Raw genomic sequence first — 13,267 nt, 5'->3', positions numbered from 1 at the left:
AATTTTTATATGACTTGTTGAGTAAATACGAATAAGCGGGGAAAGAGAATATCGCGGCGCCTGACAGGGCTGACGTGGAGCGGAAGCGGTGTTGATCTCGGGAGAAAAAACGGCCCGCCGAAGTAGGCCGTTGGGGGGACGTTACGCCAGATCGAAACGATCGAGGTTCATCACTTTGTTCCAGGCGGCGACGAAGTCGTGGGCGAACTTCTCCTGCGCGTCGGCGCTGCCGTAGACTTCGGCCAGCGCGCGCAGCTGCGCGTGCGAACCGAACACCAGATCGACGCGGGTGCCGGTCCACTTGACCGCGCCGCTGCGGCGATCGCGGCCTTCGAACAGGCCGTCTTCACCGATCGGGTGCCAGGTGGTGCCCATGTCGAGCAGGTTGACGAAGAAGTCGTTGGTCAGCGCCTGCGGCCGCTGGGTGAACACGCCGTGCTGCGTGCCGCCGACGTTGGCGCCGAGCACGCGCAGCCCGCCGACCAGCACCGTCATTTCCGGCGCGGTCAGGGTCAACAGCTGCGCTTTGTCGACCAGCAGCGTTTCGGCCGGCACGCGGTATTTGCCCTTCAGGAAGTTGCGGAATCCGTCGGCGAGCGGCTCCATCGCCTCGAAGGTGTCCACGTCGGTCTGTTCCTGCGAAGCGTCCATGCGGCCCGGCGCGAACGGCACCGTCAGGGCGAAACCGGCGTTCTTCGCCGCCTGTTCCACGCCCGCCGCGCCGGCCAGCACGATCAGATCCGCCAGCGAGACGCGCTTGCCGCCGGTCTGGGCATCGTTGAAGGCGCGTTGGATGCTCTCCAGCTTGGCCAGCGTCGCGGCGAGCTGCGCAGGTTGGTTGACCGCCCAGTCCTTTTGCGGCGCCAGGCGAATGCGCGCGCCGTTGGCGCCGCCGCGTTTGTCGGAACCGCGGAAGCTGGAAGCCGAAGCCCAGGCGGTGGAGACCAGTGTGGACACCGGCAGGCCGGAAGCCAGCACGGCGTTTTTCAGCGCGGCGATGTCCTGCTCGTCGATCAGCGGATGATCGACCGCTGGGATCGGATCCTGCCAAATCAGCTCTTCCTGCGGCACTTCCGGGCCGAGGTAGCGCGCGCGCGGCCCCATATCGCGGTGGGTCAGCTTGAACCAGGCGCGGGCGAAGGCGTCGGCCAACTCTTCCGGATGCTCATAGAAACGGCGCGAAATCTTCTCGTAGGCCGGATCGAAGCGCAGCGACAGGTCGGTGGTCAGCATGGTCGGGCGGCGTTTCTTGTTGGGATCGAAGGCGTCGGGAATGGTTTCACCGATGTCTTTCGCTACCCACTGATGCGCCCCGGCCGGGCTTTGGCTCAGCTCCCATTCGTATTCGAACAGGTGGCGGAAGAAGTCGTGGTTCCACTGGGTCGGGGTGGTGGTCCAGGTGACTTCCAGGCCGCTGGTGATGGCGTCTTTGCCAACGCCGGTGCCGAAGGTGCTGTGCCAGCCGAGGCCCTGCGACTCCAGCCCGGCGGCCTCCGGATCGGCGCCGACGTTAGACGCCGGGCCGGCGCCGTGGGTCTTGCCGAAGGTGTGGCCGCCGGCGATCAGCGCCACGGTTTCTTCGTCGTTCATCGCCATGCGGGCGAAGGTTTCACGGATGTCGCGTGCGGCGGCCACCGGATCGGGATTGCCGTCCGGGCCTTCCGGGTTGACGTAGATCAGGCCCATCTGCACTGCCGCCAGCGGGTCCTCCAGATCGCGGTCGCCCGAGTAACGGCTGTTTGGCCCGCCGCTCAGCTCCAGCCAGATCTTCTCAGAACCCCAGTAGACGTCGTCCGGCTCCCAGGTGTCGGCGCGGCCGCCGGCATAGCCGAAGGTTTTGAAGCCCATCGATTCCAGCGCCACGTTGCCGGTCAAGATAATCAGGTCGGCCCAGGAGAGGTTGCGGCCGTATTTCTGTTTGATTGGCCACAGCAGGCGACGCGCCTTGTCGAGGCTGACGTTGTCCGGCCAGCTGTTGAGCGGGGCGAAGCGCTGCTGGCCTTCGCCCGCGCCGCCGCGGCCGTCGCCGATGCGGTAGGTGCCGGCGCTGTGCCAGGCCATGCGGATGAACAGGCCGCCGTAGTGGCCGAAGTCTGCCGGCCACCATTCCTGCGAGTCGGTCATCAGGGCGTGCAGATCCTGTTTGACCGCCGCCAGATCGAGACTGTTGAAGGCATCGGCGTAGTTGAAGTCTTTATCCATCGGATCGGACAGGGGGGAATGTTGGTGCAGTGGTTTCAGGCTGAGCTGATTAGGCCACCAATCCTGATTGGTGGGGCCGTTCTGCGGTGCGGGCTGCTTGCCGCCCGAAAACGGGCATTTGCTTTCAGTTGTCATAATGCGCTCTCTGCTTCCATAAAGGTGCTCCAGCTGCCGGGCGTGGAGCGGTTAACAAGGCATGCGGGTAAGGCTTGCGTCGGGTGTTGCGCTAAATAACTGAACTCAATGGATTCGCATCGCCCCGGCCGCTAACGGGCAAAAGGCGACTCATGGCTAAGCTTAGTCAGCGGTGGCGGAGAGATAAAATAGGAATGAGTGAATATTGTGATAGCTTGCGGCGATTTATGGGTGTGCTATTGATAGTCAACACGCCGTGTTATCGGCGCCGCAGCATAACCTTGAGCACCGCGTCCGCCAGCTTGCCGAACGGCGCGCGCAGGAGGTCGGTAAAACGCCAGCGGCTCTGGATAAAGACGCCTTTGGCGTGGCTCAGCGCCCGAAATCCTTCGATGCCGTGACAGGCCCCCATGCCGCTGGGGCCGATGCCGCCGAACGGCAGATCGTCCTGGGCGAAATGCAGTAGGGTGGCGTTAACGCTGACGTTGCCGGAGGTGGTGCGCGCCAGCAGCCGGTCCCGATCCTCGCCCGGCGGACCGAAGTAGTAGAGCGCAAGCGGGCGCGGCCCGGCGTTGATAACGTCGATCGTTTCATCAAAGGCGGCGTAGGTGCGCAGCGGCAGCAGCGGCCCGAAGATCTCCTCTTGCATGATCCGGCTGTCGTCGGGGGCGCCGACGATCAGCGTGGGGGCGAGGGTTTTCGGCCGTTCAGACGCCGAGTCCGGGCGGTGGCCGACCGGATGGATTTGCGCGCCCCGCGCCTGGGCATCGGCGAGCAGATCGTGCAAGCGGTGGTAGTGCCTGTCGTTGATGATGGCGCCGTAGTCGTCGCCGGTTGGCCCGTCGGGATAAAAGCTTTTAACCGCCGCGTCATAGAGCGCCATGAAGCTTGCCAGATCGTCCTGATGAACCAGCAGGTAATCGGGCGCGATACAGGTTTGGCCCGCGTTTGACAGCTTGCCGAACGCCACGCTCTTGACGTTTCTGGCGTTAACCGCGCCGCGCGCCATGACGGCGGGGCTTTTGCCGCCCAGTTCAAGCGTTAACGGCACCAGATGTTTGCCGGCCGCCTGCATGACCTGACGGCCGATCGCCGTGCTGCCGGTGAACACCAGATGGTCGAACGCCAGCTCGCTGAATTTGGCCCCGACGTCCGGCCCGCCGGTCACGACGGCGACCTCATCGGCGGGAAACAGCGCCGCCAGCATCGTTTCGATGAGGCGGCTGGTATGTGGCGTGAGCTCCGAAGGTTTCAGCATCACGCGGTTGCCGGCGGCCAGGGCGGTGGCCAGCGGGATGAAGGTCAACGAGAAGGGATAGTTCCACGGCGCCATGATGCCAATAACCCCCTTGGGCTGATATTGCACATAGGCGCGTGCGGCCTGATACGGCAGGGCGACGTGGCGGCGCTCCGGCTTCATGAAGCGTCTCAGGTTGCGCAGCAGGTAATCGATCGCCTGAACGGTGACCAGAATCTCCAGGATGTCGGTTTCGTAAGGCGAGCGGTGGCCGAAGTCCGCGCTGACGGCCGCCGCCAGCGCGCCGCGCTGGGCCAGAATGGCGCTCCGCAGGCGGCGCAGGGCGGTTTTGCGCTGTTGCATCGTCGGCGCGCCGTCGCGCAGGAAGGCGTGGCGCTGGGCGGCAAGCCGCGGCTCCATCGTCATGAGGATGTCATCTCCCTGCACTTGAATTCTCCTGATGCCGAGTGAAAGCGGGAATGCGGTTTGCCGAATTGTGTTTGACCTTAAAGTGAACTTTAAACCTATACTCGTTAAACGATCAACGCAAGATCGTCGGCCAACCGGGATGAGGGAGCCAGAGATCCCGGCGCCGTGCGCAGTATAAACCTTCTTTTTTAACCATAGTGTAAACGGGAGAAACGACATGGGTTATGTAACGACCAGCGATGGCGTCGAGATTTTCTACAAGGATTGGGGCCCAAAAAACGGCAAGGTTATCTACTTCCACCACGGTTGGCCGCTGTCCAGCGATGACTGGGATGCCCAGATGCTGTTCTTCGTGAACAAAGGGTTCCGCGTGGTTGCGCACGATCGCCGCGGCCACGGCCGCTCCAGCCAGGTGTGGGAAGGGCACGACATGGATCATTACGCCGATGACGTCGCCGCGGTGGTAAAACACCTGGGCGTGCAGGGCGCCATGCACGTAGGCCACTCGACGGGCGGCGGCGAAGTGGTGCGCTACATCGTGCGCCACGGCGAGGACAAGGTGTCCAAAGCGGTGCTGATCAGCGCGGTGCCGCCGCTGATGGTGAAAACCGACGCCAATCCGCAGGGCACCCCAAAATCGGTATTCGATGATTTCCAGGCGCAGCTGGCCGCCAACCGGGCGCAGTTCTATTACGACGTGCCCGCAGGCCCGTTCTATGGCTATAACCGCCCGGGTGCCAAACCGTCGGAGGCGATTATCTGGAACTGGTGGCGGCAGGGCATGATGGGGGGCGCCAAGGCGCACTATGACGGCATCGTCGCCTTCTCGCAGACCGATTTCACCGAAGATCTCAAGAAGATTGCCATTCCGGTGCTGGTGATCCACGGCGATGACGACCAGGTGGTGCCTTATCAGGATTCCGGCGTGCTCTCGGCCAAGCTGGTGCAAAACGGCACGCTCCATACCTATAAGGGCGCGCCGCACGGCATCCCGACCACCCATGCCGATCAGGTCAACGCCGATCTGCTGGCGTTCGTGAACAGTTAAGCGCGAACAAGCACTTTTGCTCCGCCCTGAGTGGGCGGAGCTTTTTTCATTACGATGAGGAACGGAAATGCAAACGATCCTGGGCGCCAGTGGCCAGATCGCCCAAGAGCTGGCGCGTGAACTGAAGCGCGCGTACACCGATGATTTAAGATTGGTCAGCCGCAACCCGAAGAAGGTCAACGACAGCGATACGCTGGTCGCGGCCGACCTGCTCGATGCACAGCAGACCCTGGCGGCGGTGAAGGGCAGCGACGTGGTGTATTTCGCCGCCGGCCTGCCGCCGGATTCGGCGCTGTGGGAGCGGCAATTTCCGACCATGCTGCAGAATGCGTTGGACGCCAGCCGTACCGCGGGCGTGCCCTTTGTTTATTTCGACAATACTTACATGTATCCGCAGAACGGCGAGCCGCAGACGGAATCGACGCCGTTCGCGCCTCGGGGGCGCAAGGGACGGGTGCGCGCCCTGATGACCGAGAAGGTGCTCGACGAGATGGAGCGCAAGCAGATCCCCGTGCTGATCGGCCGTGCTCCTGAGTTTTATGGGCCGGGGAAAACACAGAGCTTCACCAACGCGTTGATCGTCGACAGGCTGAAAGCGGGGGAAAAACCGCGCGTGCCGGTTCGCGACGACAGGCTGCGCACGCTGATCTGGACGCCCGACGCCAGCCGCGGGTTAGCCCGGCTCGGCAATACGCCCGACGCGTTCGGCCAGACGTGGCATTTGCCGTGCTGCGACGAACGGCTCACCTATGCGCAGTTCGCCGCCTTGGCCTGCGAGGTGTTTGGGAAGGACATTTCATATTCCGTCATCGGCAAATGGGCGTTGATCGCCGCAGGGCTGGTTTCATCCGGGGCGCGTGAGATGCGCGAGCTGCTGCCGCGCTACGAGCACGACAACCTGTTCGACTCGACCAAGTTCAAGCAGCGCTTTCCCGACTTCGCCGTCACGACGTATCGCGCCGGGCTGGAAACGATTTGGCGGGAGTGGAAGAACGCGCAAGCGCCGCGTTAAGATGCCCGCCGCGCCAGGGCTAGCCATAGCGCGCTACGCTGGGCTGCCGGCCCACTCGAGCCATTAAGCGAGCCTCGCCCCTCACCGGGCGGGGCTTTTTATTGGCTGCGCGAAAGCGGATCACCAGTGATAGCTGATGCCCATATCGAGCTTGTCCGACGCATCGACGCCGGCCGCGTGCTGCGAAAGGTTATTGAATTCATAGTTAATAAACACCTGCATGTTGCTGTTGAGCAACCAGGTCACCCCCAGCTCCTCGTAGTTCAATAAGTCGGTGTTGCGGCCTGCCCGGGCCTGTATTAAACGGGTATAGCCGATGTTGGGCTGAATATGGTCCGTCAGCCGGTATTTGACGAGCGCTTCATAACTTGACGCCGAGCCGCGGTTAGCGGTTTGTTGTGGGCTGATGGCGTTGTCGCTTTGGGTGAACACGGCCGCAAGATAGATTTTTTTCGACGCATAGAGAACCCCTTCGGCCAGCGTATCGATGCGTCGGCGATAGCCGGCGGCGTGTTGCTGCCGCTGCGTGGTTTGAGACGCCGAGGCGGCGGCGATGAGGCTGAGCGTCGGCGTCAGCGCATAACGGAACGAGGCGCCGAAGCCGTTGCCGTTTTGTTTGCCCGGCGTTTGCCGATCGTCGCCGTCTTTGAACTGATATTGCAACGCGAGGGCGGCGCGCCGCTGAAACAGGCTGAAAGTTTGGCGGTAGGTGAGCAGGTTATGCGCCCGGCCGCGCATAAAGTTATCGATGTAGTTGTACGCCATTTCCCTAAACAGCGGGGAGCGATCGGTCAGGGCGGTCACATCATAAAGCACGCCCCAGTTGCGGCCGATATCGAGGCTGCCCAGGGTGGCGTTTTGCACGCCGATATAGGCGAGCCGGGTGCTGTTGCGAGTCGCGTCGGCGAAGCTGACGGTATATTCCCAGTGGGCGTAGGCCTGCCAGCGCGGCGCGATCTTTTTTTTGTCTATCAGGCCGAAATAGAGGTAGCTGCGGTCGCCGTCGTCGCGTTCGTTTTGGCCGCTGTAGCGTCTGGCGATAATCGTGCCGTAGAAATTCAGGCTGTTTTGCTGCGGTCCCGTCAACGACACGGCGAAGGCGCCGCGCGGCAACAGGGCCAGCAGGGGGAACAGCATGCCCGCCGAAAAATAACGAGGATTGCGTTTTATCATGATGGCACCGTCCCTGTGCGCGGCAAGCCCGTGTGCTTGCCGCCCCGGCGAAGCTTAAGCGTGCGTTTCGCGTTTAAAGTAACTGACGATCCCCTGAGCGATCGCCGTGGCAATTTTATTTCGGAAGGCGGGGGTGCCGAGCAGCCTTTCTTCCTCAGGGTTGGTGATGAAAGAGGTTTCCACCAAGACGGAAGGAATATACGGGGACTTTAAGACCACGAAGGCCGCCTGTTCGGTATTTTTGGCATGCAAGTGATGGATGGGCGCAATATGCTGAATTAGGTGCGAGCCCAGCGCCAGGCTCTCTTTGATCGTTTCCGTCTGCTCCAAATCAAACAGTATCTTCTGCAAATAGCGGTCTTTCTTGATGACGTTGGGGCCGGCGAGATCGTCCGCCGCGTTTTCACTGTTCGATAAGTATTTCGCCATCGCGCTGCTGGCGCCTTTATTGGAAAGCGCAAAAACCGACGCGCCGCAGGCACTGGGGCAGGTAAAGCCGTCGGCGTGGATGGACATGAAAAGATCGGCGCCATGCCGGTGCGCGATCTCCACCCGATCGTACAGCGGAATAAAAACGTCGCTGTCGCGCGTCAGGCGGGCATCGATGCCGTGTCGATCAAGCTGTGCACGCACATTTCTGGCGATCGCCAGAACGACATGTTTTTCCAGCGAACCGGTGTGGCCAATGGCGCCGGAGTCGATGCCGCCATGACCGGGATCCAACATGACCAGGAATCTTTTTCGCGCCCCCTGAGGGCCGTTCTGCTTTTTGGGACGTGGCAGGCCGTGGGCGTGAGCCAGCGGGGAAACGGCGCCGTTCAGCGCCAGGGCCGCCAACCCTGCCAACATCATTCTGCGGCGAGATAACCGGGTGTTCAAAAGGTCCGTCTTAGCCATAAGGTTAACCAGCATAAAAGGAAAGGGTGTTTTTGTTATAACATAACAATTTCACGCGCCGGCGGGGTTGTCTGTTAGCGGCTGTTACTTTTAATGTCATTCCTTAAATTCACTGGTTTTTTATACTGCATTTATTTTGTTTATTGAATGTTTGTATTGATATTAATTTGTTTTGCAATTGTTAATTCTTATTTTGACACACTATTTAATCTAATATTTCAAATGAGATTTATTCTCCTCTTTAATTGATATGTTATAACGTAAACATTAAAACGGATAAAAAGCGGGGTCTTTGCCGCCGGCATGAAGCTACTCACGTTTTTGGAGCGTTAACATGACTTTTAAACACCAGGAAAAAGAGACACTAAATATATTCGCCGTTCTCGCGGTCTCGTTAAGCACGGTCATCGCCATGCTCGACAGTACCATCGCCAACGTGGCATTGCCGGTGATCGCCAAAGATTTCGGCGTTTCCGAATCGGCCTCCATCATGATTATTAATGCCTACCAGTTTGCCGTTGTCGCCTCTTTGATGCCCTTCGCGGCGCTGGGCCGCGCGGTGGGCAATAAAAAGATCTTTATAGCCGGGGTGGTGCTGTTCGCTTTTTCATCCTTGGGCTGCGCGCTGTCCACGACGCTGTCGATGCTGACGGCATTCAGGGTGATACAGGGCTTCGGTGCGGCGGCGGTGCTCAGCGTCAATGCGGCGCTAATCAAGGAGATATACCCGGAAAGGCTGCTGGGGCGCGGCCTGGGGATCAATGTGATGGTGGTGTCGGTTTCCGCCGCCGCCGGGCCGTCCATCGCCTCGGCGATACTTTCTCAGACGAGCTGGAACTGGCTGTTTACCATCAATGTTCCCATCGCCTGCCTGTCGCTGCTGCTGAGCCTGATCTTCCTGGCCCCCCGCGAGCGGCGCAGCGTTGGATTCGACAGCGGGGGGGCTCTGTTGGTGTTTGTGCTGTTTATCGCTTTCTCGCTCAGCACGATGAGCATGACCACCCACCATCTGCCGGCGGCGGCGCTCAGCTTTGCGGTATTCGCCGGGCTGGCCGGGTGGCTGTACATCAATCAGAAAAGAAAGGCCAACGCCGCGCTGATCCCGATCGCGATGCTGCATAACCCGACGCTGTCATTGTCTTTGCTGATGTCGATGCTGTCTTACAGCACCCAGCTTTTGGCTTTTGTATCGCTGCCTTTCTATTTCCACAATGTCCTGCAAAGAAACGTGGTGGACATCGGTCTGCTGCTGACCGCCTGGCCGCTGGCCACCATGGCGTCTTCGCTAATTTCCGGCGATTTGGCCAAGAAATACGATCCCAATCTTGTTGCCCTCTCGGGCCTCGCCTGTCTGCTGGCAGGCATGCTGCTGATGGCCAATTTGCCGAGCGATCCGTCGAATGGGGCGATCGTATGGCGTGTGGCGCTGTGCGGCATCGGTTTCGGCCTGTTTCAATCACCGAACAACCTGCTGATCATGACCTCGGTCTCGCACGAAAACAGCAGCATCGCCAGCGGCCTGTTGGGCAGCTCCCGGTTGATCGGGCAAATCGTCGGTTCGGCGTTAGTGGCGATTTTCTTCAATATGCGCGGCGCGCAAGCGACGAATATCAGTTTAATGGCGGGGGCGGCATTCTCGTTCCTTTCTCTGGTCGTGAGCTATATGCGCTTCAAGTCCGCCGTTACGTTAAAAACCAGCAAATAGAAGCACGAGGTTTCCCATGCGATTTATCCCATTAGTGCCGTTGGTTATCGGGATGGCGGCGTTTTCCCTTGCCGGTTGCACGACCTACCACGACGTGGCGTTGCAACAAAAAGAGGCGGGGCTCAATAGCCCGTATTACCTGCTGCAGCCGCCGGTCTATGTCGGCGACCAGTTGAAATATGGCCTGAAGGACGGCAGCGGCGGCGAGCTGAAGGTGGCGAAGGTGGAACCTAAAGACATCGTCGCCGACAGCGGAAAAATCATTCCCCTGGCAGAGCTTTCTTTCCTGCAACGAAAAGACCTTTCCACGGGAAAAACCGCCGCGTTGGTTGGCGGCGGCGCGGTAGCCACCACGGCAATCGTCTTTGTGGCCGGGATAACCATTATGGCAGCAGGCATCGCCGCGTCGGCCTAATACAGCCCATCGACGCGCGCCGCCGAGCGTGCGCGCAGGAGGCACCATGTGCGTAACAGTGAAATTTATCGCCACCGCGCTGCTGGCCCTATTTGCCTTGCCGACGGTGCCTTGCGCCGGCGCCAGCCTGCCGGCGGCGGTCGAGCCGTTGCAAAGCGTGGCGACGCAAACGCTGCCCGGCAGCTACCCGCGGATCGTCATCACCGGCAACTGCCCCTTCGGCGTGATCCTGGCGAACGAGGCGGCCTATCGGCACGTCGTCGGCGTGGGGCCCTGGGCGTTCATGCATGCCGATAGGCATGTGTTGAAGGACATGAAGCCGGATATCGGCAGGATCACGTCCGATTTCATCAATAAAGACTATCGGGTCAACATGGAGTCGTTAATGAATCTGCGGCCCGACATCATTTATTACTACGGCAAAAGCCAGGACGATCGGCTGGAAAGGGCGGGCGTGATGACCGTCGATCTGGACGCCGGCGGGAAGACCAAATACCAGCCGATGGTCACCCAGGTGTATTGGGAAAATACCTTCGCCGACACCCTCGGCCTGCCGCGCACGCATAAATTCAAAGACGCCTGGGAAAAGACCCTGAAGCAGATCCGCCCCTATGCCGCCGCCATCCGCGCGCAGCACGTCAGGGCGTTATATCTGGAAGAAAGCGACGGCAGGCAGCTGAAGGTGAGCGGCCCACACACCTACGGCGACACCTATCTGAAAATGGCCGGCATGGACAACGTCGCCGGGGATTTGCCGGTGAAGGGGGATGCCGGCAGGTACATCAACGTTTCGATGGAGCAAATCATGGCCTGGGACCCGGATGTGATTTTCGTGGTGTTCGGCAGCGCCAAAGCGCTGCTGCACGGGGGGATCCCCGGCCAGGCGTGGGAGACGCTCAGGGCGGTGAAAAACGGCAAGGTTTTCTCGACGCCGGTGGGCATTCACAACTGGGGGGGCCTGTCGGCGGAAACGTCACTGCTGCCGCTGTTTATGATCAACCGGTATGCCCCTGAAGACATTAGCGACAAAACGCTGCGGGAGGAGACGCGTCGCTATTATCAGACGATGTTCTCTTATGCGATCCCGGACCGGTTGCTGGATGAGGTGCTGGCGCAACGCTAGTGCCACGGTTGAATAGCGTGAGTTCGTTGGAGGAGCTTAGGGATGCCGGGCAGAGGAAAATATGTGGCGATCATGGCGGGATTGTTTATTTCGCTCTGTGTGGTCGCCTTCGCATCGCTGTTTGCCGGCCGCTACGCCTTGTCGGCCCATGATGTGGTGCAGATTTTATGGCAGGGGAACATGCCGGGGGAAAACCAGGTCCGCTACTCGGTGATTTTTAACCTGCGCGCGCCGCGGGTGGTGGCGGTGATGCTGGTGGGCGGTGGGTTGGCGGTCGCCGGTGCGACCTTTCAGGCGGTGCTGAAAAACGCGCTGGCCAGCCCGGACGTGCTGGGCACCTCTTCCGCCTCCGCCTTTGGCGCGGCGCTGGGCATTTTGTTGAGTTTGCCTTTTGCCCTGAGTTCCCTACTGTCGTTTCTTTTCGGCGTGGTGAGCTTGCTGCTGGTGCTGGGCATCTGCCGCCTCAAACGCCGGCAGGATGCACTCACCACGATTTTGTCCGGCATGATTATCGCGTCGCTGTTTATCGCGTTTGTCTCGGTCATAAAATATGTCGCCGATCCGCAGGATACCTTGCCGGCGATCGTCTTCTGGCTGATGGGCAGCTTCGCTTCGGTAGCGAAAGCGCAGGTTTATTGGCTGATCCCGCTGTTTGCGGCGTGTTACCTGACTATCTACCGGCTCAGGTGGAACATGAACATTCTCTCGCTGGGAGACGACGAGGCGCGCATCGCCGGCCTGAATCCGCCTCGGCTGAAGATCCTGTTGCTGATCGCCGCCTCTTTGCTGGTTTCCGCCTCGGTGAGCTTGGCCGGCGTGGTGGGGTGGGTCGGCTTGGTGATCCCGCATTTGGTGAGAAGCGTGTTGGGGTATAACCACGGCCGCCTGATCCCCGCTTCGGCGCTGAGCGGGGCGCTGTTTTTGCTGGCGATCGACAATATCGCCAGAGGGGCCACCTATGCTGAAATCCCGATCGGCATCCTGACCGCGCTGATCGGCGCGCCGCTTTTCGCTCTCCTTTTTGTTATGAGCAGCAAACATGATCACAGTTAACCAGCTGACCCTGGGTTTCAAGGGGCGAGAACCCCTTCTCGACAACGTCAGTTTTCATCTGGCGCGGGGCGAGATCCTCAGCGTGCTCGGGCCGAACGGCGCCGGTAAAACCACGTTGCTGAGACACATCGCGGGCCTGTGCCGGCCCCTGTCTGGCGTGTGCCAGATCGGCCGCATCGACAATCGGCCCGCCCGGTTGGCCTATGTGCCGCAGGCGAAAACGCCGCATTTCGCTTATGGGGTGCTCGATTTTGTCACTTTCGGCTGTGCTCGCCAGGCGGGGTGGTTCGCCAGGCCGCGGCGGCAAGATGTCGCCAAGGCGCAGGCGGTGTTACACGCGCTGGAGATCGCGCCGCTGGCGCAGAAAAATATCAACCAGATCAGCGGTGGAGAACTGCAGATGTGTTATTTCGCCAAGGCGCTGGCGGCGGATCCCGACGTCATGATCCTCGACGAACCGGAATCGAATCTGGATTTTTACAATCAGGCTAAAATGATCGAGATGCTCTGGCGCCTCGCCAAAGAGCGGCAGATGACGATCGTGCTGAATACGCATTTTCTGCATTATGCCGATCGCATCTCCGACAAGTGCCTGCTGATGAATAAGCGACAGTGCATGTTTGGCGATAAAAACGCCTTGCTGCAAGAGGATATCCTGGAGCGTTACTTCCAGGTACCGGTGAGAAAGTGCCGGTACGAATATGCCGGCGTCAGCGAAGAAACGTTCATTGTCGCGCTACCGCACCCCGCTTGAGCGCCGCCAGCGCGAGGGTGATTGAGGGATATCCCTCATTGCGGCCCCGCCGGCGGTTATTTAAGCTGAAAGAGAAATGCAACG

11 protein-coding genes are annotated in these 13,267 nt (G+C 60.2%); 7 read left to right on the top strand and 4 right to left on the bottom strand.

Translation table 11 applies throughout. The features are described 5' to 3' along the window. Window positions 1-141: 141 nt before the first annotated feature. Complete coding sequence (katG, locus tag QMZ29_RS18015) at window positions 142-2,337, bottom strand: catalase/peroxidase HPI (RefSeq protein ID WP_261427098.1); 2,196 nt, start codon at window positions 2,335-2,337, stop codon at window positions 142-144. Between the two features lie 259 nt (window positions 2,338-2,596). Then, entirely contained in the window at window positions 2,597-4,000 is a 1,404-nt protein-coding gene (locus QMZ29_RS18010; protein ID WP_261427099.1) for a coniferyl aldehyde dehydrogenase, read from the bottom strand. 220 nt (window positions 4,001-4,220) lie between these two features. Between QMZ29_RS18010 and QMZ29_RS18005 the strand changes: the two genes are divergently transcribed. Further along, a complete protein-coding gene (locus QMZ29_RS18005) occupies window positions 4,221-5,051 on the top strand; it encodes an alpha/beta fold hydrolase (RefSeq protein ID WP_025303474.1) in 831 nt (276 codons plus the stop codon). Between the two features lie 67 nt (window positions 5,052-5,118). Continuing rightward, window positions 5,119-6,063: an NAD-dependent epimerase/dehydratase family protein gene (locus tag QMZ29_RS18000; RefSeq protein WP_060433554.1), complete on the top strand. Its 945-nt coding sequence runs from the start codon at window positions 5,119-5,121 to the stop codon at window positions 6,061-6,063. Window positions 6,064-6,183: 120 nt separating this feature from the next. Here the strand turns inward: QMZ29_RS18000 and QMZ29_RS17995 are convergent, their stop codons facing one another. Together QMZ29_RS17995 and amiA are read right to left on the bottom strand one after the other, a co-directional pair. Continuing rightward, window positions 6,184-7,236, bottom strand: coding sequence for a porin (locus QMZ29_RS17995; protein ID WP_060433552.1), 1,053 nt, complete (start codon window positions 7,234-7,236; stop codon window positions 6,184-6,186). Window positions 7,237-7,290: 54 nt separating this feature from the next. Then, entirely contained in the window at window positions 7,291-8,133 is an 843-nt protein-coding gene (gene amiA, locus QMZ29_RS17990) for an N-acetylmuramoyl-L-alanine amidase AmiA (RefSeq protein WP_043143191.1), read from the bottom strand. A gap of 334 nt (window positions 8,134-8,467) precedes the next feature. On the opposite strand from amiA, the gene QMZ29_RS17985 reads away from it, so the two are divergent. From QMZ29_RS17985 to QMZ29_RS17965, 5 genes are read left to right on the top strand one after another with little or no spacing between them, the layout of a single operon-like run. After that, the gene (locus QMZ29_RS17985; RefSeq protein ID WP_049203302.1) at window positions 8,468-9,838 is read left to right on the top strand and encodes an MFS transporter; all 1,371 of its coding nucleotides are present in this window, start codon (window positions 8,468-8,470) and stop codon (window positions 9,836-9,838) included. 52 nt (window positions 9,839-9,890) lie between these two features. Continuing rightward, window positions 9,891-10,253 carry a hypothetical protein gene (locus tag QMZ29_RS17980; protein WP_016927066.1) on the top strand — a complete coding sequence of 121 codons (363 nt, stop codon included), beginning with the start codon at window positions 9,891-9,893 and terminating at the stop codon, window positions 10,251-10,253. Between the two features lie 46 nt (window positions 10,254-10,299). Continuing rightward, entirely contained in the window at window positions 10,300-11,376 is a 1,077-nt protein-coding gene (locus QMZ29_RS17975) for an ABC transporter substrate-binding protein (RefSeq protein ID WP_230201398.1), read from the top strand. 42 nt (window positions 11,377-11,418) lie between these two features. After that, complete coding sequence (locus tag QMZ29_RS17970) at window positions 11,419-12,429, top strand: FecCD family ABC transporter permease (RefSeq protein ID WP_060433550.1); 1,011 nt, start codon at window positions 11,419-11,421, stop codon at window positions 12,427-12,429. Then, window positions 12,416-13,183 (top strand): ABC transporter ATP-binding protein, encoded by a 768-nt coding sequence (locus tag QMZ29_RS17965; RefSeq protein ID WP_025303466.1) that lies wholly within the window; start codon window positions 12,416-12,418, stop codon window positions 13,181-13,183. The genes QMZ29_RS17970 and QMZ29_RS17965 overlap by 14 nt, the downstream gene beginning before the upstream one ends. The last annotated feature ends 84 nt before the right edge of the window (window positions 13,184-13,267 follow it).

The sequence above is a fragment of the Serratia sp. PF-27 genome, from assembly GCF_030053255.1.
In the GTDB taxonomy this organism is placed as follows: domain Bacteria; phylum Pseudomonadota; class Gammaproteobacteria; order Enterobacterales; family Enterobacteriaceae; genus Serratia; species Serratia bockelmannii.
Note: the sequence above shows the minus strand (reverse complement) of the source record. Positions and strands in the feature narration are given on the sequence as shown.